This window comes from Azotobacter vinelandii CA, assembly GCF_000380335.1.
Lineage (GTDB): Bacteria > Pseudomonadota > Gammaproteobacteria > Pseudomonadales > Pseudomonadaceae > Azotobacter > Azotobacter vinelandii.
This window is the reverse complement of sequence record NC_021149.1, coordinates 2,284,034-2,307,375: the sequence shown is the minus strand read 5'-3', so window position 1 is coordinate 2,307,375 and position 23,342 is coordinate 2,284,034. Positions and strand designations below refer to the sequence as shown.

Sequence of the window (23,342 nt, the reverse complement as noted above, 5' to 3'; positions counted from 1 at the left end):
CGACAACGCCGGGTTGGTATCCCGGCGTTGCCACCACCATGCCCGCATTCTCAAGACTGGCTCTGCTGACGCTCGATGTAGCGCTCGACATAGGAACAGGACGGAATCACCGTGTACCCCATGCGCTTGGCATAATCGAGCGCCTCGGCCGTCAGGGCAGCGGCGATGCCACGGCCACGCAAGGAGACGGGAACATAGGTACGGTAGATATCCAGGGTGTTCTTCCCAAGGTCCATATAGGCCAGATAGGCACGATGCCCATCTACGACAGCCTCGAACTGATGCCCGGCCCGATCATGGTGAATGGATAATGCTTCGCTCATTCCGTCTCCCCTCAAGTCTTGTCTTATTTTTGTACACTTCGTATCTTAGACTCTATCCGTCGGCGAAGAAACGCCTGAATCCGTCTCCCATCCGAACATGGGCCACTGCTCTATTTCCGCTTTCTGTGTAGCACGCCCCGATAAAAGTCGCCTGCTTAATCGGATGGGCAGCAACCCCTTCTCTCCCGCCTTCATAGCCCTGCAAAACAGGAGCGATGGCACGATCATACAAGGCTAATCCACAAGCATTCCCAATGCTTGGACAGAACCCCCAATGCATGATTCTGGATAAATTTTAGACAACCTCATGGATTCTCCGGGGTCATCCGAAAAAAACGTGGCACTCTTTGCTCGTACTCAGTTTACTTACAAAAAGTTATAGGTAGTATGTTGATCGGCGAATTTCCCTCGCATGGGAAATTGCTTTTAGATGAAAGCCACCTCAAAAGGGGAACACGATGAACAATGCTCTGAAAATTTCCGCTCTGACCCTGGCCGCTCTTCTGGCCGCTGGTTGCAGCAGCGCCTCCAAAGAAAGCGATGCCCGCATCACCGCTACCGAAGACGCAGCTGCTCGCGCCCAAGCCCGCGCCGACGAAGCCTATCGCAAGGCCGACGAGGCTCTGGCAGCCGCTCAGCGCGCTCAGCAGACCGCTGACGAAGCCAACGAGCGCGCCCTGCGCATGCTGGAAAAAGCCAGCCGCAAGTAATTGTTTCTTTGGAAACGAGGAAAGCCGGCCCATTCGGGCCGGCTTTTTTATTGAAAGGGCGTGGGAATTAAATCAAGGCTATCCCTTTCATCAATTCGTCAACTTACAAAAACCGCAAACAATTCTCAGATATCCGAACCATTAGTGGTACTGGCCAATCCCGAGTCGGGTCCGGATACTTCGACCGGCAAACCATCTTCGGCCGCGACCACTTCTCGCACAACTTCCCAGTCCAGCCGTCGCTCCCCCAACAAGTCATTGCGCTTGAGCAACTCATCGATCAGGGCTGCATGCTTGTCCACGACCGAAGATTTCGAAGACTCGTCTTCCAAAGGTGCATGCACCTCCAGATAGACCTTGCCTTCCGAGATACCGAACTTGTAGGGCTCGTTGATGATACGAACCTTGGTGCCTACCGGCACCATATCCGCCAGTTGCAGCACGTTGTGGTTCAGCATGCGGAAACATCCATGGCTGACCCGCATGCCGATACCGAACTTCTTGTTCGAGCCATGGATCAGGTAACCGGACAGCCCCAGGGTGAACTTGAAGGGGCCAAGCGGGTTGTCCGGCCCCGCCGGGACCACGGTCGGCAAGGGATCGCCATCGGCGGCGTGCTCTTCGCGAATCGATTTCGGCGGATACCAGGCCGGGTCCTTGATCTTGCCGGTGATGCGGGTTTCGGCGACGGGAGATCCCCATCCTTCGCGCCCGATGCCCAGAGGATAGGTATGAACCACGTTCTGGTCCTTGGGGAAGTAATACATGCGGTACTCGGCCAGATTGATGATGATGCCTTCTCGCGGACCGGGCGGCAGTATGTAGCGCGTCGGCAGGATCACCTCGGTTCCGACGCCGGGCAACCAGGGGTCCACGCCCGGGTTGGCCGCGACCATTTCCAGATAGCCGATGTCGTTGGCCTGGCCGATATCGGCGAAGGTATCTTCGTACTTGGCCTTGATGACCTGCACCTGTCCGACCACATCCTCCCCGGGCGGCGGGAGAGGCAGTTCAAGGGCTGCCAGAGGAGCACTCAACAGCGCCGAAAACGACAGGAAAGCAACAGAACGCGCAAGCATCGAGATAATCCTTGGCATGTAATGGCCCAAGTGGGAATGCCCGATTGTACCGCATCATCGAAGTGTTTAGCCAAGCACCCAGGGAATCGACCAGCCGACGCAATCGCCCCGGCGTTGTGCCTCCAAGGCCGCCCGACAGACCGGGCACAGCCGGTCATCGCGCAGCAGCGGCTTGGTCAGTCCACGCCAGCGCGGCTGTGCAGGCAGCAGGCCGCCGCACAGGGTCCGATCGATCTGGCCACCCAGCTCCAGTTGACGACCGACCAGATGCAGACGTACCTCACGACAGGCGAACAGATCGAGCTGCTCGTCCGGCTCGATCAGGTAATAGGCATGCAGGGACCAGGCAGGGCGAGGCATCGGAGGCTCCAGGAAGGGGGCGCAACATTAGCCGAAAGAACCTGCGCGGAAAAGCCCGGAAAACCGCTTCGAGAGTCCCTGCAAACCGTTCAGAGCAATGGCTCCAGGGTGGGCCAGAGATTGTCCAGCAGCTGCGGCTGGGCCCGTGCGGTCGGATGGATGCCATCGGCCTGCATCATTCCGGGCACTCCCCCCACTCCTTCGAGAAAGAATGGCACCAGCGGCACCTGCTTCTCCTCGGCCAGCGACGCATAGACCCGAATGAACGCCTGGTTGTAGCGGGAGCCGTAGTTCGGCGGGAGCTGCACGCCGAGCAGCAAGACCCGTGCCCCAACGGATCGCGAGCGGTCGATCATCGATGCAAGATTCTGTTGCAATTGCTGTGGAGGCTGTCCGCGCAGCCCGTCGTTTCCCCCCAGCTCGATGATCACCAGCTCCGGACGGTGAGCGGCGAGCAGCCCGGGAAGGCGCGCGAGGCCGCCGGCACTGGTGTCGCCGCTGATCGAGGCGTTCACTACCCGGTGCTCCAAGCCCCGCTCGGTGAGACGCCTTTCCAGCAGAGCGACCCAGCCCTGGCTGGTTTCCACACCCAGAGCGGCGCTGATACTATCGCCGACGACCAGAACGGTACCCGCCAGCGCCCCTTGCGCCCAGAAGAACAGCGACGCCAGCATGGCGCCCAGCAACCACCCACGCATTGGAATCTCCATGAGTTCGAGCATTCTCGTCGCGCAGAACCTTAGCAAAGTGGTTTCCAGCGCGGAAGGCGAACTGACCATCCTCCACGGGCTCGATCTCGAGCTCCCCCGCAGCGCGACCCTGGCCATCGTCGGCAGCTCCGGCTCCGGCAAGTCGACCCTGCTCGGCCTCCTGGCCGGGCTCGACCTGCCCAGCAGCGGGGAGGTCGCGCTGGCCGGCCACAGCCTCGCCAGCCTGGACGAAGACCGCCGGGCGCGGGTCCGTGCCGAGCATGTGGGCTTCGTCTTCCAGTCGTTCCAGTTGCTCGACACGCTCGACGCCCTGGCCAACGTCATGCTCCCCCTGGAGCTGGAAGGCCGCACCGACGCCCGCGCCCGCGCCCGCGAACTGCTCGAACGGGTGGGGCTCGGCCAGCGCCTCGCCCACTATCCGAAGCAGCTTTCCGGCGGCGAGCAGCAGCGCGTCGCCATCGCCCGCGCCTTCGCCGCCGAACCGGACATCCTCTTCGCCGACGAACCGACCGGCAATCTCGACAGTCAGACCGGCGAGCGGATCAGCGATCTGCTCTTCGCCCTCAATCGGGAACGCGGCACCACGCTGGTGCTGGTCACCCATGACGAACGCCTCGCCCGGCGCTGCGAGCGTCTCATACGCCTGGAAGCCGGCCGCCTGGTCGCCTCGGAGCCCTGAATGGACCTGCCCTTCCTGCGCCTGCTGAGCCTGGCCTTCCGCCAATTGCTGCGCGATGCCCGCGCCGGAGAATTGCGGGTGCTGTTCCTCGCCCTGCTGGTGGCGGTGACGGCGACCACCGCCATCGGTTACTTCGGGGCGCGCCTGAACGCCAGCATGCTGCTGCGCGCCACCGAATTCCTCGGTGCCGACCTGCGCCTGAGCGGCAGCTCTCCGGCCACTGCGGAGCAGTTGGCGGCCGGCACGACGCTCGGGCTGGAGCATGCCAGGGTCGTCGAGTTCTCCAGCGTGATCGCCACCGACACGGCCATTCAACTGGCCAGCGTCAAGGCCGCCGACAGCGCCTACCCCCTGCGCGGGGAACTCAAGAGCGCTCCGGCCCCCTATCAGCCGGACACGCCGGGCCCGGGTCCCGCCCCGGGCGAGGCCTGGGCCGAGACACGCCTGCTGGCGGCCCTGAGCCTCGAGGTCGGCGACAGCATCGAAGTGGGTGAAAAGTCACTGCGCCTGACCCGCGTCCTCACCCAGGAGCCGGACCGCGCCGGCAACTTCTACAGCCTCACGCCGCGCGTGCTGATGCATCTCGACGACCTGGACGCCACCGGGGTGGTGCAGCCCGGCAGCCGGGTGCGCTACCGCGAGCTGTGGCGTGGCGCCCCGGAGGCGCTCCAGGCCTATCGCCAGCAGGTGACGCCGCTGCTCGCCGCCGACCAGCGCCTGGAGGATGCGCGCGCCGGCAACCGACAGATCGGCAATGCGCTGGCGCGCGGCGAACGCTACCTGAATCTCGCGAGCCTGGCCGCGGTACTTCTGGCCGGAATCGCCGTGGCCCTGTCGGCGGCTCGCTTCGCGATCCGCCGCTTCGATGCCAGCGCCCTGCTGCGCTGCCTCGGCCTGTCGCGCCGAGCCACCCTCGCCCTCTACGGACTGCAGCTCGGCCTGCTCGGCCTGCTCGCCTGCGGCCTGGGCGCCGCACTGGGCTGGCTCGCGCAGCAGGGTCTGTTCTGGCTGCTTCGAGACTTGCTGCCAGCCGAGGTCCCGGCCGGCGGCCTGATACCGGCGCTGGCCGGCGGCGCCACCGGGCTGGTCGCCCTGGCCGGCTTCGCCCTGCCGCCACTCGCGGCCCTCGGCCGGGTACCGCCGCTGCGGGTACTGCGCCGCGACCTCGTGCCGGTACCGCCCGCCGCCTGGCTGACCTATGGCATGGCCCTGCTGGCGCTCGGCCTGATCATGTGGCGGCTCAGCCTGGACCTGCGGCTGACCCTGGCCCTGCTCGGCGGTGGCCTGCTCGCCGCATTCGCCCTCGGCGCCCTGCTGCTGTCCGGCCTGCGCACCCTGCGACGTCTATTGGCCACGGCCCCCCTGGCCTGGCGGCTGGGAATCGGCCAGTTGCTGCGTCACCCTCTCGCCGCCGCCGGGCAGGCGCTGGCTTTCGGCCTGATCCTGCTGGCCATGTCCCTGGTGGCCCTGCTGCGCAGCGAGTTGCTCGATACCTGGCAGAACCAGCTCCCGGAGCAGGCGCCCAATTATTTCGCCCTGAATGTTCTGCCCGCGGAAAAAGAGCGCTTCATGGCGGAGGTCGCGCGTATCGCCCCGCAGAGCGCTCCTCTCTATCCCGTGGTGATGGGACGTCTGACCGCCATCAACGGCGAACCGGTCAGGCAGATCGTCAGCAAGGAATCCAGCGGCGAACGCGCCACCCAGCGCGACCTCAACCTGACCTGGGCCGAGCGGCTACCCGCGGACAACCGCCTGAGCGCCGGCCAGTGGTGGGACCGGTTGGAGCACGGCGAACTGCCCGGGGTCTCGGTCGAGGCCGAGCTGGCCAAGAACCTCGGGCTCGGACTCGGCGACCGCCTGACCTTCAGCGTCGGCGGCATCACCCGCGATGCACGGGTCAGCAGCCTGCGCGAAGTGCACTGGGACAGCTTCCAGCCGAATTTCTACATGATCTTCCAGCCCGGAACCCTGCAGGACCTTCCGGCTACCTACCTGACCAGCTTCTACCTGCCGCCCGGCCGGGACGCCGAAGTGGTGCGCCTGGCACGCAGCTTCCCCACGGTGACGCTGCTTCAGGTCGAGGCCCTGCTGGCTCAGTTGCGCGGCATCCTCGCCCAGGTCACCCTGGCGGTGGAATACGTGTTGCTGTTCGTCCTCGCCGCCGGCCTCTGCGTGCTGTTCGCCGGACTGCAGGCGACCCTCGACGAGCGCCTCCGCCAAGGCGCCCTGCTACGCGCCCTGGGAGCCAGGCGGCGCCTGCTGGTTCAGACCCGGCGCCTGGAGTTCGCCCTGCTCGGGGCGTCCAGCGGCCTGCTCGCCGCGCTGGGTTGCGAACTGGTCAGCGCGCTGCTTTACCGCTTCGTCTTCGATCTACCCTGGCATCCCCATCCCTGGCTGCTGCTGCTGCCGGCGCTCGGCGCACTGCTGGTGGGCGCCGCCGGGCTGCTGGGCACGCAGCGAGCCCTGAACGCCAGCCCGCTGCAGGTCCTGCGGGAGGGTTGAGCCCGCCCCGGGTTCGGTTATCCTCGCTCTCTTTCGACAGCCTCGAGCCACATGAGCCGTTATCGACCGCCCCGTTCCGCCGGAACGCCCCTGATCACCCCCGAAGGCGAAGCGCGTCTTCGCGCCGAACTCCACGAACTCTGGCACGTGCGCCGTCCGCAGGTCACCCAGGCGGTCAGCGAGGCTGCCGCGCAGGGGGATCGTTCGGAGAACGCCGAGTACACCTACGGCAAGAAGATGCTGCGGGAAATCGACAGCCGGGTACGCTTTCTCACCAAGCGACTGGAGAAGCTCCAGGTGGTCGGCGAGCGCCCCGCCGACCTGAACAAGGTCTACTTCGGCGCCTGGGTCACCCTGGAGGACGAGGACGGCGAACAGGTCCGCTACCGCATCGTCGGCCCGGACGAACTGGACCTGAAACAGAACCTGATCAGCATCGACGCTCCGCTTGCCCGGGCCCTGGTCGGCAAGGAACTGGACGCCGAGGTCCGGGTGCCGACGCCCACCGGAGAGAAGACCTGGTACCTGGTCGCGATCGACTACCCTTGACCCGGAGGCCGCGGGAGCAAGCCATGAACGTCAAGAACCTGCGCCTGTTCTTCGGCCTGCCCCTGCCGCATCGACAGGCCGAGGCGATCGACCGCTGGCGCCGGGAACTGGGGCTCGACGGCCGCCCCGTCGCCAGGCGCAACCTGCACCTGACCCTGGCCTTTCTCGACAGCCATCCGCTCGAGCGCCTGGCGGAACTGCAATGCTTGGGCGAAGGCATTCGGGGAAATGCTTTCGAAATGAAGCTGGATCGCCTGGAAACCGGCCGTCACGGCCTCGTCTGCCTGGGCACCGGCCAGGCACCGGAGGCCCTGCTGCAGCTCGCCGGGGAACTGCAGCGGCTACTGCGTGGCGCCGGCTACGCCCTCGACGAGCGTGCATTCTGGCCGCATCTCACACTGGCCCGGGACTGCCGCAATCCCCCGCTCCCCGCCAGCCCCCCGGATTTCCGCTGGAGGGCCGAACGCTTCGTCCTCTTCCATTCGACGAGCGACGCCCAGGGAACCCTCTACCGGCCCCTGTTCCATTGGCCGCTGGTCATGCCGGAGCGCTGAGCGGGCGAACCGTCAATCGTCGGCGCGGCTGGCGACCCGCTGCTGCGACTCCAGGGCGCTCCGTTCGCGGTGGAAGGCGAGGAAATACTTGTTCACGTTGTTCACGTAGCTGACCACGCCCATCCCCACCTGCTCGGCAGCGACGCGCTCGACCTGGAAGAACCACTGGTCCGGATTCAGGCCGCGCCGCTTCGCCTCCGCCCGCAGATGCTGTACCCGCTGCGGACCGATGTTGTAGGCCGCCAGGGTGAAAGCCATGCGCTCGCGCTCGTTGAAGCGCGGACTGGAAAAGAACTGCCGCCGCAACGACGCCAGGTAGCGGGCGCTGGCCCGGACATTGTTTTCCAGCCGATGGATATCGCCCACCCCGACGCTGCGGGCCGCGGCCGGGGTGACCTGCATCAGCCCCGTGGCATTGCCGGCTCCGCGCGCCGCCGGATTCAGGGTCGACTCCTTATAGGCGACCGCCGCCAGATTCAGCCAGTCGAGACCATTGCGCTCGGCGTATTGCTGCAGGACCGGACGCACCTTCTCGAGACGCCTGAGTTCGATCCCGCCCAAGGGGTTGTGCACCCTGAAGAGACGGCGGTAGACGCGCTGGAAAACCGCGTCCTGATCGGCCGGACTACGGTAGTCCTTGAAGAACCGATCGATGCTGGCGCGCAGCAGGTGGGCATCGCGACGGATGAACCAGCTCAGGTCGTCATCGTGGGAGAAGGCCACCTCGGGCTGCACCTGGAGCTTGGGCAACACCTTGGCCCAGCGCTGGGCGATCGGCAATTCCACGGCGGTCAGGGGATAGATGCCGGCCTGCACCATCTCCAGCACGTCCTCCACCGCCAGACTGGGATCGAGCCACTCGATCCCGATCGGTCGCAGCTTGCGCGCCGCCAGTTGCTCGTTGACCTCGTGCACCGCCGCGCCGACGGCACTGCCGGCCGGCAGCACCAGGGTCTTGCCGGACAACTGATCGAGCTGTCGGTAGCGGCGCGCGCCCTTGCGGCCGACCAGCACCAGCGGGACCTGGGTCATGATCGGTGCACTGGGGCTGATGTCGCCCCGGCCGCGCAGATGGACCAGTTCGCCGGGAGCGACCAGATCGCCCTCGCCGCGCTGCAAAGCGGAGATCAACTGGTCCTTGGCCCTGGGAATGATCTCCAGGCGCAGGCTGCGGCCATCCCTGGCGGTGCGGTTGAGATATTGCTCGAAAGCGCGCAGGCGCCGGTATTCGACCCCGATGGGTTGTCCATTGACCTCGCCCGAGCTGTTCCGGCTCTGGTTCACCAACACCCGCAGCACGCCACTGCTGCGCACCTGCGGCAAATCACGAACCTCTCCCGGCCGCTGCCAGGCTTCCGGCGGCCCGGCCAGACGCGCCGCGGCCGGAAGCGGCAGCAGGCTCAGCAGGCAGGACAGAAGCAGCAATCTTCTTGTTGTCATTCGGTCTCCAGAGAACGGTGTTCGACGAACGAGCCTCATTTCAGAGCCCCCGTGTCTGGAGCAAGTTCCCTGGGGCATGGACTCCCAAGCCTCTCACAGTGCGCCGTCCAAGACCAGGCCGGATTGTCGGGGAGCGACCACCAACCCACTGATTTACCAAGGTTTTTGAACCAGCCGAAAAGGCTCTGCTATGCTTCCCGCGTTCTTTCCGAGGCACAGGCATGCAACTCGTCGACATAGGCGTCAATCTGACCCACCCCAGCTTCGCCCACGACCGCGAAGCCCTGCTGGCCCGCGCCTACCGGGCCGGGGTCTGCCAACTGGTGCTGACCGGTACCAGCGTGGCGGACAGCGAACAGGCCTCGATGCTCTGCCGCCAACTGGACGAAACGGGCGAGCGCCTGTTCGCCACCGCCGGCGTCCATCCCCACGACGCCCGTGAGTGGACGGCCGCCAGTGCCCATCGGTTGCGCGAGCTGTTGCGGGAGGAGCGAATCCGCGCCGTCGGCGAGTGCGGCCTGGACTTCAATCGCGACCTGTCCCCGCGCGCCCTGCAGGAAAAGGCCCTGGAAGAACAGTTGGCGCTGGCCGTCGAGCTCGGCAAGCCGGTGTTCCTCCATGAACGCGATGCCAGCCAGCGCCTGGTCGCGATTCTCCGTCACCATCGTGACAGTCTGGCGGCCGCCGTGGTGCACTGCTTCACCGGTGACCGCCAAGCCCTCTTCGCCTATCTCGACCTGGACCTGCACATCGGCATCACCGGCTGGATCTGCGACGAACGCCGCGGCAGCCACCTGCACCCGCTGGTGCGGGAAATTCCCGCCGGTCGGCTGATGCTGGAAAGCGACGCCCCCTATCTGCTGCCGCGCACCCTGCGCCCCAAGCCCAGGAGCGGGCACAACGAACCGGCCTTCCTGCCCGAGGTGCTGCGCGAGGTCGCCCGCCACCGCGGCGAGTCCGAGGAGGCGCTGGCCGAACACAGCACGGCCTGCGCCCGGCACTTCTTCGGCCTGCCCGAGATCCTCGCATCCTGAGGCCCGGAACCACATCCGGACTACGCCAGCCAGTCCAGGGTCAGGAGCAGGCGCGGCTCCCCCGCCGGCCGTGGCGAACGGTGGACGATACCGGCCCCCTCGTTGCCCAGCCACTTCTCGCCCTTGAACAGCGCCACCGCTCCGGTGTCGATCTGCTGCGCCTCGCCCGGCTCGGCGGACGCATCGCCGAGACGCGCCCTCGCCATGGCGCCCTCGCGAAGCCACTGGCTGCCGATGCCGCAATAGGTGGTGACCAGCCGCAGGGGTACCCGGTCGACGTGAAAGCGCGGACACATGGCGGTTTCCAGCGAGCGCAGGCGCAAACCGACACGACGGGCATCGATCAGGCAGGCGTAGGCCGAGACCAGCCAGGTCAGATCGGCGACGAATTCGGCGTACCCTTCCGCGCCGGCATGCGCCACGAGCAGCCGGCCCAGACCCGGCTCCGCCTCGGGATGCTCCAGCTCCACGACCTGCGACACCGCCAGGGGCTCGCCACGCGCCAGCCGCGCGGCGAAACGCTCGACCGGGCGGGACAGGCGCCGCTGCCAGAGCGCCATGTTGACGCCATCCTCCAGCACCTCAGCGAGCACCGCCGGGCTGTCGGCGCAGAGCTGACGCGGCAGCCGCCGGATAAGCGCTTCCCGCATCTCAGGCGACCTCCTCGCGCCAGGAGCCGAAAGGGTCCGGCAGGGACCGCCAGGACTCCGGCCCGGCGGCCATCTCCGCGTCGTCGAGCAGACAAGCGTCGAGTTCTCGGCCGAGACGGGCAAAATCGATGTGCTGGCCGATGAACACCAGTTCCTGGCGGCAGTCGCCGACCTCGGCCGTCCAGTAGCGCTTGATCGCCGCCAGTCCCTCTTCGTCCCTCGGCCACTGCTCCCTGGGCACGAAACGCCACCAGCGCCCGGCATGGCCATGGCGCATCAGGCCACCGGCCTGGGACCAGCTACCGGCCTCTTCCGGTTTGCTCGCCAGCCAGAACCAGCCCTTGGAGCGCAGCAGCCGCCCGTTGTCCCATTCGCGACTCAGGAAATCGAAGAAACGCTGCGGATGGAAAGGCCGGCGGGCCTGATAAGCCGTCGAGGCGATGCCGTATTCCTCGGTTTCCGGCACATGCTCGCCACGCATTTCCCGCAGCCAGCCCGGCGCCCGGGCGGCGCGCGCGAAATCGAAGCGGCCCGTGTCGAGGATCCTGTCCAACGGCACCCGGCCCATGCTCATCGGCAGGATCTCGGCCTGGGTGTTGAGGCGGCCGAGAATCGCCGTCAGTTCTTCCCGCTCGGCCTGGGAGATCAGATCGATCTTGCTGATCAGGATGACGTCCGCGAACTCCACCTGCTCGATCAGCAGGTCGGTGATCGAGCGTTCGTCCTCCTCCCCCAGCCCCTCGCCACGGCTGGCCAGGCTCTCGGCCTCGTGGAAATCGCGCAGGAAATTGACCCCGTCGACCACCGTCACCAGGGTGTCCAGGCGGGCCAGATCGGACAGGCTCCGTCCCTGGCTGTCGCGGAAGGTGAAGGTTTCCGCAACCGGCAGCGGCTCGGCGATGCCGGTGGACTCGATGAGCAGGTAGTCGAAGCGCCCTTCACGGGCCAGCCGGCTGACCTCTTCGAGCAGGTCCTCGCGCAGGGTGCAGCAGATGCAGCCGTTGCTCATCTCGACGAGCCGCTCCTCGCCGCGCTCGAGGCTGACATCGCGCTGCACTTCGCTGCCATCGATGTTGATTTCACTCATGTCGTTGACGATCACCGCCACCCGCAGGTTCGCGCGGTTCTTCAGAACATGGTTGAGCAGCGTGCTCTTGCCGGCGCCCAGGAAGCCGGACAGCACGGTCACGGGCAGTCGTCGATTCATGGAATTCTCCTCAGATGTCGCGCAGATGCCGTTCGCGCCGCTCCTGGCGTTCCTTCGCCTCGATGCAGAGCGTCGCGGTGGGGCGCAGCAGCAGGCGCCGCAGGCCGATCGGTTCGCCCGTCTCGACGCACCAGCCATAAGCGCCGTGGGCCAGGCGCTCGAGCGCCGCGTCGATCTTGTCCAAGAGCTTCTTCTCCCGCTCCAGCACGCGCAGATGCCATTGCCGCTGCTCCTCGGCGCTGCCGATATCCGCCGGATCGCCGCTCGGCTCCGGCTCGCGCAAGGTGGCGAATTTCTCGTCGATACGCAGTTGCAGCTCGGCGCGCTGCGCCAGCAGCAGGTCGCGGAAGAAGACCTGCTGCTGCTCGTTCATGTAGGCCTCTTCGGGCTGGGCCAGCAGTTCGGCTTCGGTCATGGGAGCCTCCAGGGTCGGGACCTCCACAGGCGCACTCCAGAGGGGCTGTCTTTCAATGCCCACTCCTGCGGAACCTGTACAGGAAGAGCATTTTCATTATAGTTATAACATAACATTTTCGTCGTAAGCCAGCGCCATGAATTCCCTCGCCTTCCCGATGCCGTCGGCCAGCCGCGGACGGACCACACGCACAAGTGCCCCGCAGAAACCGGACTAGACTTCTCTCATCCACGACGTCGAGGAGTGCGGACATGGGCAAGCGCGCTGCGGAGTATTTCCACCGTCAATGGCGGCACTACGAAGACTGCCACCACGACCGGACCAACCTGGCCCTGCACATGCTCGCCCTGCCGCTGTTCGGCGTGGCCTGCCTGGTGCTGGTCGGCGCCCTTGTGCAACGGGACCTGCTGGCACTGGTGCTCGGCGGGCTAGGCCTGGCCGCGGCCCTCGCCCTGATCGCCCAGGGACACCGCTTCGAGAGCGGCTCCGATCCCCGGCACCCGGAGAATTCCCTGCCCCACCTGCTGGTCGAGCAATTCCTGACCTTCCCCTGGTTCGTCCTGAGCGGTGCCTGGCGGCGGGCCTGGAAAGCCTGCCAGCGCAAGCGCGAGTGAACGACGGGAGGCCGGCTCAGGCGAAATCCCGAGCCAGGGTCGTCAGGACGCGGTCGGCGCGCCGGGCGCTCGCTTCCAGTTCCTCGCGCCAGCGGACCGTCAGCGGCTCGAGATCGGTTTCCCGCTCCGCCCGCGCCAGCCACTGCAAGCGGTCGTGCCAATCCCCCAGCGCGGCCTGCGCCCTCTTCAGGCGCTTCGCTCCGTCCTCCGAAAGATCGACCAGATCGGGATAGGCCTCGGCACCGTAGCGCACCCGCTTGATCAGCAGACGCAGCCGATGCCGGTCGTGGGCCGGATCGCGCAGCGCCTCGCCCAGCCGCCGGGCTTGGCGCGCCTGCCCCTTGCCGATGCGCCGGCGCAGGCCGCGCAAGGCGCCATCGCGTCCGGCCTGGCGCCAGAGCGAGGGCCAGACGACCAGGGTGTTGCACAACTGCCGCCATTCGGCACTGGCCAGCAGGCCATCGCGCCCGGCTTCCAGCCGTTCGCGACGCGTACCGACCAACTCGTCCAGGGCAGCGGCTTGCAACTCCCGCAACAGTACTTCGTCGTCGCGCAGCGGCGTGCTCAGCCGCCCCATGGCGGCGGCGGCCAGCTCCAGCGGATCGATGCCGGGCAGGCCGCGCAACGGGCGCAGCAGGCTGCGCAGCCGGCGCAGGACAACGCGCAGGTCGTGCAGCGCCTGGTCATCGCTGTGCGCCGCGAGGCGGGCGGCACAGGCCTGCAAGGCGACATCCAGGCGCAGAACCCGCTCCTGCAATCGATCGGCAATCATCCATCCTCTCCTCACGAATATCGCACCCACGACCGCGGCCCGACCGACCCACGGCCCATACCTCGGCAGTTGAACAGCCGGAACGCGATCAGCGCCGACAATGATCGCCGGCCGAGGCGACGGGGCTCAATCCCGATGCGCCCAGGTCGGCGCTGCCGAACCGGAAACCGCACGCCGGGGACAGCGGCGCTCCCCCGAAGAAATACCGCTCCTGGTCGAGCGCCAGACCCGCCCGATGCGCTCAGATACCGCCTGAGAGGTGGAATCGACGCTGGTCCAGCCGCACTGCGGCCGCCCGCATTCGAACCCAGGCATGGGCATCGAACCGCTGCCCCGACAGATAATCGCCGACCGCCCTCGAACTCGCCGCCCAGGAATCCCGACGGCGCGCAGCACGAAGATCAGGAGGCTGGAGAAATGCTCGCAAAAGCCGCGGCGACCGGCGCACGGTAACTCATCAATGCCGCCGCGCCCCGGCCACAGCGGCTTCGGACCGCAGCGGACAGCTTCGCGAGCGGAGCGCTCGAGCAGCGCCCTCCCCGCGGCCCGCGATGGATGGTCCAGACTTCTATTTGCGCAAGCCGATGCCGACGGCCGCCCGACGGGACAAGGCCACGGAGGCAGACGCAGGCGAAAAGGTGAAGCAGACGCCGGGCAGGAACGGTCGGCGGACAGCCTGGCGCGATTCCGAAGCGCCCGCCGTCCCGAACCCGAAGCATGATCCGTCGCGATTCTTCCGAGGCCGGGCATGACGCCGGCCGGTACGCCAGCGACCATGCGGCACCTCATGCGCAAGTGCCCGGTGGCACGCTCCGGTCGCCGGAACTGACGGCGAGCAAGGCAGCCGCTCCGCATCGGGGCGAGGATAGTCCGTGCCAGCCACCCGCCCGCGCCCCGCCGCAAGCCGTAGAGGACGGCCGGCCCCGGCCGCGATCGCGCGGAATGGCCGTCCCGGCGGCTGCCGTGAAAGCGCAATGGCGGATTATCGAGCCCCAGGACAGACAGAGCGAGGAATGCGATGCAAGCCCACCCGCACAGCGACTGGCACACCCGACCGGCCGAGGATAGCCTGGCCGCCCTGGAGAGCGGCCCGGACGGACTCAGCGCCGACGAAGCCAGGCGCCGCCTCGAGAAACACGGTCCCAACCGCCTGCCGAAACGCAGGAGCGAGGGGCCGCTCAAACGCTTCCTGCTGCAGTTCCACAACCTGCTGATCTACGTGCTGCTGGCCTCCTGCGGGGTCACCCTGATTCTCGGCGAGTGGCTGGACAGCGCGGTGATCTTCGGCGTGGTGCTGATCAATGCGCTGGTCGGCTTCATCCAGGAAGGCAAGGCCGAACAGGCCATGCGCGCCATCCAGAAAATGCTCACCCAGGAAAGCCGGGTGCGCCGCGACGGCAAGGTCAGCGTGATCGACGCCGAACACCTGGTACCGGGCGACCTGGTCCTTCTCGAGGCCGGCGACCGCGTGCCGGCCGACCTGCGCCTGCTCGACACCCGCGACCTGCGCATCGAGGAAGCCGCGCTGACCGGCGAGTCCCTGCCCAGCGACAAGGGCTGCGAGCCGGTCGGCGCCAGCGCCAGCCTGGGCGACCGCAGCAGCATGGCCTACTCCGGCACCCTGGTCAGCGCCGGCAGCGGCGTCGGCCTGGTGGTCGCCACCGCCGGGCACACCGAGCTGGGCCGGATCAGCCACATGCTCGGCAACGTGCAGCGCCTGCAGACTCCGCTACTGGCCGACATGGCGCGCTTCGCCCGCCAGCTCACCCTGATCATCGTCGGCCTGGCCGCGGCGACCTTCGCCTTCGGCGTGCTGCTGCGCGACTACTCGGCCGGCGACATGCTGATGGCCGCGGTCGGCCTGGCCGTGGCGGCCATCCCCGAAGGCCTGCCGGCGGTGCTGACCATCATCCTCGCCCTCGGCGTACAGCGCATGGCCCGCCACCGGGCGATCATCCGCCGCCTGCCGGCGGTGGAAAGCCTGGGCGCGGTGACGGTGATCTGCTCGGACAAGACCGGCACCCTGACCCGCAACGAAATGACCGTGCAGCGCGTCTTCACCCGCGAGCACAGCTACGAGGTGGAAGGGGTCGGCTATGCGCCGCACGGCACCATCCGCTGCGACGACGACCGACAGTGCGCGCTGGACGCCGCCGACGACCTGCTCGAGCTGGCCCGCGCCGGCCTGCTGGCCAACAGCGCCAGCCTGCGTCTGCTGGATGGCCACTGGTGCATCGCCGGCGACCCCACCGAGGCCGCCCTGCTCACCCTGGCCGGCAAGATCGGACTGAATCCGCATCAGGAGAGCCAGCGCCTGCCGCGGGTCGATGCCATTCCCTTCAGCTCCGAGCGGCGCAGCCTGGCCAGCCTGCACCACGACCACGCCGGACACGGGCTGATCTACCAGTTCGGCGCGCCGGAGCGCCTGCTGGAAATCTGCCAGCGGCAGTGGCGGGCGGGCAGCGACGAACCCCTCGAACGCCGCTACTGGCACCAGCGTCTGAACGAGGGCGCCGGCCAGGGCCTGCGCATGATCGGCCTGGCCATGCGGCCGCTGGAGAAAGCCCGCCAGCAACTCGACGAGGACGACCTGAACGAAGGCTTCATCCTGCTCGGTCTGGTCGGCATGATCGATCCGCCGCGCGAGGAAGCCATCCAGGCCATAGCCGAATGCGTGAGCGCCGGCATCGCGGTGAAGATGATCACCGGCGATCATGCCGCCACCGCCGGCGCCATCGCCCGGCGCCTGGGCCTTGGCGGCAGCCGGGCGATGACCGGCACCGAGATCGATACGCTGGGCGACGCCGAACTGGACGCCCGCCTCACCGAAACCTCGGTGTTCGCGCGCACCAGCCCGAGCCACAAGCTGCGTCTGGTCGAGCGCCTGCAGGCCGGCGGCGCCCGCGTGGCGATGACCGGCGACGGCGTCAACGACGCCCCGGCGCTCAAGCGCGCCGACATCGGCATCGCCATGGGTATCAAGGGCACCGAGGCGGCCAAGGAAGCGGCGCAGATGGTGCTGGCCGACGACAACTTCGCCACCCTGGTGGACGCGGTGGCCGAGGGCCGCACCGTCTACGACAACCTGAAGAAGTCGATCCTGTTCATCCTGCCCACCAACGGCGGCCAGGCCCTGGTGCTTTTGGCGGCCATCGCGCTCGGCCTGCCCCTGCCGATCACTCCGCTGCAGATCCTCTGGGTCAACATGATCACCGCCGTGACCCTGGCCCTGACCCTCGCCTTCGAACCGGCCGAGCGCGGGCTCATGCGACAACCGCCGCGCGATCCCGAGGCGCCCATGCTGAGCGGCTGGCTGCTCTGGCGAGTAGCCTGCGTGTCGCTGCTGCTGACCGCCGCCAGCCTCGGCATCTTCCTGTTCACCCAGCAGCAGGGCTGGATGCTGGAAGAAAGCCGCACCCTGGCGCTCAACGTGCTGGTCGCCGGCGAGATCGGCTACCTGTTCAGTTGCCGTCGCCTGCGCGAGCCGGCCCACTTCGGCGCGCGCCGCAACCCCATGGTCTGGGCCATGGTGCTCCTGCTGTTCCTGCTGCAACTGGCCTTCACCTACTGGTCGCCGCTGCAGCGGCTGTTCGGCACCGCCGCCCTCGGCCCCGACGCCTGGGGCTGGTGCCTGCTCGCAGCGGTCGGCGTGTGCCTGGAGGTGGAGCTGGAGAAAGCCTTCTATCGCTGGCGCCGGACACAAAACACCGAGCACGAGGTGCCGCCCCGCTGAGGCGGGGCATGCCTTTCCCGCCCACCTCCCGGCATGGAAGCACATTCATACGCTTACACCCTGCTTCACCGGCAGCTCTTTCCCAACCAATTTCTCAAAAGCTTACGAACGTAAGAATCAGCTCCTCGCGAGTTGGTGGCTTGGAATGCCAAAACGCCCTTTCCAACTCAAAATAATGGCGTTTTGCAAACGCCCCCCAAAAGTGCCTCTGTCTGCCAACCATCATCAATGTAGCCAGAACGCATCTTAGTCAGGAGTACCATACTCAAATCCGTTTAATGGTACTTCGCTGCTACTCTGTCCGATCACTTGGTAGACTGCCTGGATTTGGCGCTCATGACGCGCCTGATGTACCCAAAAGGAACTTCGTGCATGTCTGTCCTGTCCGTCCTGCTCAATACCTACCGCTCTGCTTCAGTTACGGAACGCGAAAAAGGCTCCTACTTTGAAGAGCTGATCTGCGCCTATCTGCGCAACGAGGCCACCTACCGAGATCTTTACCAACAGGTCTGGACATATGCCGAATGGGCTAAAGAGCAGGGGTTGGACGGTCGCGATACAGGAATCGACCTGATCGCTCGAACCCAGGGTACCGGTGAGTATCATGCAATCCAATGCAAGCTGTACGCTGAGGATTATCGCATTCAAAAGAAAGACATCGACAGTTTCTTTACCGCCTCCGGCAAGGCGCCGTTTTCGCATCGAGTCATAGTTACTACCACCAACAACTGGAGCGAACACGCCGAGGATGCCTTACAAGGACAGCAGCCCCCGGTCAGCAAGATCGACCTGCAAGCTCTGGAAGACAGTCAGATCGATTGGGCCAAATACCAGCCTAGGCAGGCTATAACCTTCAAGACCCAAAAGCGGCTCCGCGAACACCAACAAACCGCTCTGAACGCCGTGACAGCCGGCCTACGAACGGCCGATCGCGGCAAACTCATCATGGCTTGCGGTACCGGCAAAACCTTCACCAGCCTAAAAATCGCCGAAAAGCTCGCCGGCCCCGGCAAGCGCGTACTGTTCCTGGTGCCCAGCCTGTCACTGCTATCGCAAACCCTGACCGAATGGACACAGGAGAGCGAAACCCCACTGCACAGCTTTGCCGTCTGCTCCGACAGCGATGTGGGAAAGAAACGCAAGGCCGAAGACGACGCAGTTCAGGTCTTCACCCACGAACTGCGCTACCCGGCCACCACTCGAGCGGATCGCCTCGCGGCGGAAATGCTCAACCGCCACGACGACCGACACATGAGCGTGGTGTTCTCCACCTACCACTCCATCGACGTCATCAGTCGCGCCCAGCACGACCACGGCCTGGCCGACTTCGATCTGGTCATCTGCGACGAGGCCCATCGCACCACTGGCGCCACCTTCGGCGAGGACGACGAAAGCAGCTTCGTGCGCATCCACGATGCCGATTACATCCGCACCGCCAAGCGCCTGTACATGACCGCCACCCCGCGCATCTACGGCGACAACGCCAAAATCATGGCCGAATCTGGCGAAGTTACGCTCTGCTCGATGGACGACCCCGCGCTTTATGGCAGGGAACTATTCATCATCAACTTCTCCGAGGCGGTCAGGCGCGGGCTGCTGGTCGATTACAAGGTGCTGGTGCTGGCGGTGGAGGAAAACGCCATCAACCGCCGTCTTCAGGAGTTGCTGAAAGACGAGAACAACCAGCTCAAGGTCGATGATGCCGCCAAGATCGTCGGCTGCTGGAAGGCATTGGCGAAGCAGGGGCTGGCGGAACAGTTGAGCGGCGACAAGCAGCCGATGCAGCGCGCCGTCGCCTTCTGCCAGGTCATCTCGCCCCACTACAAGGGCAACAAGCACAAGGTCAGTTCCATCAACATCGCCAGCATGTTCAAGGCGGTGGTCGAGGCCTATCAGGGGTCCGAAGACATCGAGGAAGCGGCCCATCTGGTCTGCGAAGCAGAGCACGTCGACGGCGGCATGAACGCCAGCCAGAAGGAGGCCAAGCTGGCCTGGCTGAAGGAAGAAACGCCACCCAACACCTGCCGTATCCTCAGCAACGTGCGCTGCCTATCCGAAGGCGTGGACGTGCCCGCGCTGGATGCCGTGCTCTTTCTCACCCCACGCAACTCCCAGGTAGACGTGGTGCAGTCGGTCGGCCGGGTGATGCGCAACGCTCCCGGCAAGAAGCGTGGCTACGTCGTGCTGCCAGTGGTGATCCCCTCCAACATGACGCCGCACGAAGCCCTGAACGACAACCAAGTCTACAAGGTCGTCTGGCAGGTGTTGCAGGCCCTGCGCTCCCACGACGACAGCTTCGACGCCACCATCAACAAGCTCGACCTCAATGGTCCTGACCGGCGCAAGATGGAAGTCATCGCCATAACCGACAAGGTGGAGAAAAAACCCAGACGCAGTGCCAGCTCGCAAAATGGACAGGCCGGCAAAGGCCAGTACGGTATCGGCGAAAACCGCAGCCGCTATGACGCCGAAGGACAAATGACCCAGCAGGCGGAAATGACCTATGAGGTCGGTGAGATTGAGCGGGCCATCTACGCCAAAATCGTCGAGAAGGTCGGCAACCGCCACCATTGGGAAGACTGGGCAGGTGACATTGCCAAAATCGCCAACACTCACATCGGCCGCATCCGTGCCATTCTCGCTACACCGAGCAACACCCAGGAAATCGCCGCCTTCGAACGCTTCGCCGCCGAGCTGCGCGACGATCTCAACGACAGCGTCAGCGATGGCGAAATCGTCGAGATGCTGGCCCAGCACCTGATCACCAAGCCCGTCTTCGACGCCCTGTTCGAGCAATACAGCTTCGCCCGCCACAACCCCATGTCCCAGGCCATGCAGGCAGTGCTCGATGCCCTGCACGAACACCGCCTGGAAAAGGAAGCTGACACCCTGCAAAGCTTCTACGACAGCGTGAAACTGCGTGCCGAAGGCATCGACAACGCGGCGGGCAAGCAGAAGATCGTGGTCGAGCTATACGACAAGTTCTTCCGTAACGCCTTCCCGAAGATGACCGAGCGCCTCGGTATCGTCTACACGCCGGTGGAGGTGGTGGACTTCATCATCCATAGCGTCAACGACCTGCTGCAAAGCGAGTTCGGCCAGTCATTGGGCAGTGACGGTGTACATATTCTTGATCCCTTTACGGGCACGGGTACGTTCATTACTCGCCTGCTTCAATCCGGCCTGATGACGCCCGAACAGATCAGAAAGAAATACAACAAGGAAATTCACGCCAACGAACTGGTACTGCTGGCCTATTACATTGCCGCCATCAATATCGAAACCACCTACCACGAGATCGTCGGCGGCGATTACGTACCCTTCGAAGGCATCTGCCTGACCGATACTTTCCAGATGTATGAGAAGGACGATCTGGTCAATGACGTATTGGTGGAAAACAGCGGGCGACGGACGCGGCAGAAGAACCTAGACATTCGGGTCATCATCGGCAATCCGCCGTATTCCGTTGGACAAGGTGACGCCAATGCCAATAACCAGAACATCGCCTATCCGTACCTCGACCGCCGCATTCGCGACACTTACGCCGCCCGCTCCAACGCGACCAACAAGAACGCCCTGTATGACAGTTACATTCGCGCCATCCGCTGGGCCAGCGACCGCCTGCAGAATAGCGGCGTCATTGGCTTTGTAACCAATGCGGGCTTCCTCGAAGCCAATACTGCCGCCGGCCTGCGCCACTGTCTGGTGGAAGAGTTCTCCAGCCTGTACGTATTCCATCTGCGTGGCAACCAGCGCACCTCGGGCGAACTTTCGCGCAAGGAAGGTGGCAAGATTTTCGGCAGTGGCAGCCGTGCCCCCATTGCCATCTCATTGTTGGTCAAGAATTCCGACGCCCAAGAGCATGGCCGGATATTCTTTCACGACATCGGCAATTATCTCAGCCGTGAGGAAAAGCTGGAGAAGATCAATGCCTATCGCAGCATTGCGGGCATTGACACTTCTGTCTGGCAAACGATTACGCCCGATGACCATGGTGACTGGCTGAAGCAACGTGACAATAGCTTCAGCGAGCTAATTAAAATAGGCGATAAAAAGAGCAGCGGAGAGAAAATCTTTACAAACTACTCATCTGGCATAAAAACTCAAAGGGATGCTTGGGCTTACAACCCATCGAAAGCTGCCTTGAGAGGCAATATGAAAAAAATGATTGATTTCTATAATACAGAAGTCACCAGAATCTCACAAAGCCATGGAGCATCAGAAAGAAAAGACCTTGAAAGAATTGCAAATAATTTTATCGATTCAAACCCTACAAAAATCAGTTGGAGCGACACTCTAAAGCAGGAACTGATCAAAAGAAATCATATCTCCTTTGAGGAAAGCTGCTTGATCCCGAGCCTGTATCGACCATTTTCCAAACAATGGCTTTATTACAACCGCCGTCTCAATGAAAGAACTTATCAGATGCCTGCCATTTACCCACTAGGGGATGTCGACAACATTGCTATTTGCCTACCTGGCCCTGGCGAAGATCGTCCATTCTCCACGTTGGTGACGCGCTATTTACCAGACCTACACCTGCTGCACGGGGGGCAGTGCTTTCCACTGAACCTTTATGAAGCGGATACAGCCAGCCAGCCAGCCAGCCAGCCAGCCAGCCAGCCAGCCAGCCAGCCAGCCAGCCAGCCAGCCAGCCAGCCAGCCAGCCAGCCAGCCAGCCAGCCAGCCAGCCAGCCAGCCAGCCAGCCAGCCAGCCAGCCAGCCAGCCAGCCAGCCAGCCAGCCAGCCAGGATGGGGCGTCGAGCCACCCAGTCAAGACCATTCGTCCGAAAAACCTTACGATCTGTATCACCCAGATGGGCGGCAGGAGCGGCTTCTCAGTACTGATGACGGACACTCTGCCGAACCTGCACGTTCTGGATACAGTCCAATGCTTCCCGCTGTTCCTCTACGAAGAGGAGGAAGCGAAATGAAGGAACCGACTACTGGCGACCTGTTCGAAACCACCCAGCCCGAGCAACCGCAAAACGGTCCCCGAACACTCACCCGCCGCGACGGCATCACTGACGAGGGACTGATTCACTTCCAGTCGGCCTATCCCGATGAAACCCTAACCAAGGAAGACCTGTTCTATTACATCTACGGCATCCTGCATTCGCCCGATTACCGTGAGCGCTATGCCGATAACCTGAACAAGGAATTGCCGCGCATTCCGCAGGTAAAAACCTTTGCGGACTTCCAGGCCTTCAGCCAGGCCGGACGCAAGCTAGGTGAGTTACACGTCAACTACGAAAGTGTGCCTATGTATGCTGGTGTGAAAATCAATACCGGTAACAAACCACTGACCGATGCTGACTATCGAGTCGAGAAGATGAAATACGGCAAAAAAGGCAAGGACAAGGACCTGACCGCCCTACACTACAATCACCACATCACCATCACTGGCATTCCGCTGGAGGCTTATGACTACGTAGTCAACGGCAAGCCTGCGTTGGACTGGGTGGTGGAGCGGCAAAGCGTGCGGGTGGACAAAGCCAGTGGCATAGTCAGCGATGCCAACGATTGGGCCATCGAAACCATGGGCAACCCGAAATATCCACTGGAACTTTTCTTACGTGTCATCACCGTTAGTCTGGAAACCATGAAAATTGTCAGAGGTCTCCCGCCTCTTGAGATTCGATATAAATGAGTCACAGATTTTAGGCGCGACATAGTGGCCTTCCCCACTTTATTTTTTCTATCGGATAGCGCCGGGTGCTCCCTTCAGGAGAACGAGCGGCAACGTAGGGAGAAAAGCCGGGGTGGAACGTAGGGTCCAATGAGAGGATGGCCTTCTCTTGGCTACTTTTTCTTGGCCAACTGTCCAGCCACTCGGCAGACAGCCGACACAGCGAAGCCGAAGGCAATGCCCCAACACAATCCTTCCACTCCGGCATCCGACGGCCGTTTCACGCGATCACCCGGCAGGTCGCCGCGTGCCGATGCGCCATCCGACAAGCGAATGCAACATTCGACCGTCAAACTGGCGCGCGGCGGATCTACGCTGAAAA

At 64.3% G+C, this 23,342-nt stretch carries 21 protein-coding genes; 11 read left to right on the top strand and 10 right to left on the bottom strand.

Annotated elements, in window-relative coordinates:
* Positions 1-50: 50 nt before the first annotated feature.
* Positions 51-323, bottom strand: a complete 273-nt coding sequence (locus tag AVCA_RS10520; RefSeq protein ID WP_012700898.1) for a GNAT family N-acetyltransferase — start codon at positions 321-323, stop codon at positions 51-53.
* Positions 324-781: 458 nt separating this feature from the next.
* Between AVCA_RS10520 and AVCA_RS10515 the strand changes: the two genes are divergently transcribed.
* Positions 782-1,033, top strand: coding sequence for an Lpp/OprI family alanine-zipper lipoprotein (locus AVCA_RS10515; RefSeq protein WP_012700896.1), 252 nt, complete (start codon positions 782-784; stop codon positions 1,031-1,033).
* A gap of 125 nt (positions 1,034-1,158) precedes the next feature.
* On the opposite strand, the gene AVCA_RS10510 is transcribed toward AVCA_RS10515, so the two are convergent.
* From AVCA_RS10510 to AVCA_RS10500, 3 genes are all read right to left on the bottom strand, one after another.
* Entirely contained in the window at positions 1,159-2,112 is a 954-nt protein-coding gene (locus AVCA_RS10510; protein ID WP_012700895.1) for a L,D-transpeptidase family protein, read from the bottom strand.
* A 66-nt stretch (positions 2,113-2,178) separates the two neighbouring features.
* Entirely contained in the window at positions 2,179-2,472 is a 294-nt protein-coding gene (locus AVCA_RS10505) for a hypothetical protein (protein WP_012700894.1), read from the bottom strand.
* An 89-nt stretch (positions 2,473-2,561) separates the two neighbouring features.
* A complete protein-coding gene (locus AVCA_RS10500; RefSeq protein WP_041807163.1) occupies positions 2,562-3,170 on the bottom strand; it encodes an arylesterase in 609 nt (202 codons plus the stop codon).
* Between the two features lie 10 nt (positions 3,171-3,180).
* Between AVCA_RS10500 and AVCA_RS10495 the strand changes: the two genes are divergently transcribed.
* From AVCA_RS10495 to thpR, 4 genes are read left to right on the top strand one after another with little or no spacing between them, the layout of a single operon-like run.
* Positions 3,181-3,861, top strand: coding sequence for an ABC transporter ATP-binding protein (locus tag AVCA_RS10495; RefSeq protein WP_012700892.1), 681 nt, complete (start codon positions 3,181-3,183; stop codon positions 3,859-3,861).
* Positions 3,862-6,363, top strand: coding sequence for an ABC transporter permease (locus AVCA_RS10490; RefSeq protein ID WP_012700891.1), 2,502 nt, complete (start codon positions 3,862-3,864; stop codon positions 6,361-6,363). It begins immediately after the preceding gene.
* 51 nt (positions 6,364-6,414) lie between these two features.
* Positions 6,415-6,912, top strand: a complete 498-nt coding sequence (greB, locus tag AVCA_RS10485) for a transcription elongation factor GreB (protein ID WP_012700890.1) — start codon at positions 6,415-6,417, stop codon at positions 6,910-6,912.
* Between the two features lie 23 nt (positions 6,913-6,935).
* Complete coding sequence (gene thpR, locus AVCA_RS10480) at positions 6,936-7,466, top strand: RNA 2',3'-cyclic phosphodiesterase (protein ID WP_012700889.1); 531 nt, start codon at positions 6,936-6,938, stop codon at positions 7,464-7,466.
* Positions 7,467-7,478: 12 nt separating this feature from the next.
* Here the strand turns inward: thpR and AVCA_RS10475 are convergent, their stop codons facing one another.
* Positions 7,479-8,906: an MltF family protein gene (locus AVCA_RS10475; protein WP_012700888.1), complete on the bottom strand. Its 1,428-nt coding sequence runs from the start codon at positions 8,904-8,906 to the stop codon at positions 7,479-7,481.
* A gap of 221 nt (positions 8,907-9,127) precedes the next feature.
* Here AVCA_RS10475 and AVCA_RS10470 point away from each other — a divergent pair, with 221 nt between their 5' ends.
* The gene (locus tag AVCA_RS10470; RefSeq protein ID WP_012700886.1) at positions 9,128-9,940 is read left to right on the top strand and encodes a TatD family hydrolase; all 813 of its coding nucleotides are present in this window, start codon (positions 9,128-9,130) and stop codon (positions 9,938-9,940) included.
* A 20-nt stretch (positions 9,941-9,960) separates the two neighbouring features.
* Here the strand turns inward: AVCA_RS10470 and AVCA_RS10465 are convergent, their stop codons facing one another.
* Genes AVCA_RS10465 through dksA form a run of 3 tightly spaced genes read right to left on the bottom strand, consistent with a single transcriptional unit; the run spans position 9,961 to position 12,212 of the window.
* A complete protein-coding gene (locus tag AVCA_RS10465; RefSeq protein ID WP_012700885.1) occupies positions 9,961-10,590 on the bottom strand; it encodes a DUF1826 domain-containing protein in 630 nt (209 codons plus the stop codon).
* A 1-nt stretch (position 10,591) separates the two neighbouring features.
* Positions 10,592-11,797 carry a zinc metallochaperone GTPase ZigA gene (gene zigA, locus AVCA_RS10460; protein ID WP_012700884.1) on the bottom strand — a complete coding sequence of 402 codons (1,206 nt, stop codon included), beginning with the start codon at positions 11,795-11,797 and terminating at the stop codon, positions 10,592-10,594.
* Between the two features lie 10 nt (positions 11,798-11,807).
* Positions 11,808-12,212: an RNA polymerase-binding protein DksA gene (dksA, locus tag AVCA_RS10455; RefSeq protein ID WP_012700883.1), complete on the bottom strand. Its 405-nt coding sequence runs from the start codon at positions 12,210-12,212 to the stop codon at positions 11,808-11,810.
* A gap of 251 nt (positions 12,213-12,463) precedes the next feature.
* Between dksA and AVCA_RS10450 the strand changes: the two genes are divergently transcribed.
* Entirely contained in the window at positions 12,464-12,826 is a 363-nt protein-coding gene (locus AVCA_RS10450) for a hypothetical protein (protein WP_012700881.1), read from the top strand.
* A gap of 16 nt (positions 12,827-12,842) precedes the next feature.
* On the opposite strand, the gene AVCA_RS10445 is transcribed toward AVCA_RS10450, so the two are convergent.
* Both AVCA_RS10445 and AVCA_RS27255 read right to left on the bottom strand, forming a co-directional pair.
* Positions 12,843-13,598: a CHAD domain-containing protein gene (locus AVCA_RS10445; protein ID WP_012700880.1), complete on the bottom strand. Its 756-nt coding sequence runs from the start codon at positions 13,596-13,598 to the stop codon at positions 12,843-12,845.
* A gap of 126 nt (positions 13,599-13,724) precedes the next feature.
* Complete coding sequence (locus AVCA_RS27255) at positions 13,725-14,348, bottom strand: transglutaminase domain-containing protein (protein WP_367281700.1); 624 nt, start codon at positions 14,346-14,348, stop codon at positions 13,725-13,727.
* Between the two features lie 268 nt (positions 14,349-14,616).
* On the opposite strand from AVCA_RS27255, the gene AVCA_RS10440 reads away from it, so the two are divergent.
* The 4 genes from AVCA_RS10440 (at position 14,617) to AVCA_RS10430 (ending at position 22,981) form a co-directional block, all read left to right on the top strand.
* Positions 14,617-17,331: a cation-transporting P-type ATPase gene (locus AVCA_RS10440; protein WP_012700879.1), complete on the top strand. Its 2,715-nt coding sequence runs from the start codon at positions 14,617-14,619 to the stop codon at positions 17,329-17,331.
* A 372-nt stretch (positions 17,332-17,703) separates the two neighbouring features.
* Positions 17,704-22,179 carry a restriction endonuclease gene (locus tag AVCA_RS10435; RefSeq protein ID WP_081434882.1) on the top strand — a complete coding sequence of 1,492 codons (4,476 nt, stop codon included), beginning with the start codon at positions 17,704-17,706 and terminating at the stop codon, positions 22,177-22,179.
* Positions 22,149-22,265, top strand: a complete 117-nt coding sequence (locus AVCA_RS27250; RefSeq protein ID WP_187149017.1) for a type ISP restriction/modification enzyme — start codon at positions 22,149-22,151, stop codon at positions 22,263-22,265. The genes AVCA_RS10435 and AVCA_RS27250 overlap by 31 nt, the downstream gene beginning before the upstream one ends.
* Positions 22,262-22,981: a type ISP restriction/modification enzyme gene (locus AVCA_RS10430; RefSeq protein WP_041807161.1), complete on the top strand. Its 720-nt coding sequence runs from the start codon at positions 22,262-22,264 to the stop codon at positions 22,979-22,981. Before AVCA_RS27250 ends, AVCA_RS10430 begins: the two co-directional genes overlap by 4 nt.
* Positions 22,982-23,342 lie beyond the last annotated feature (361 nt).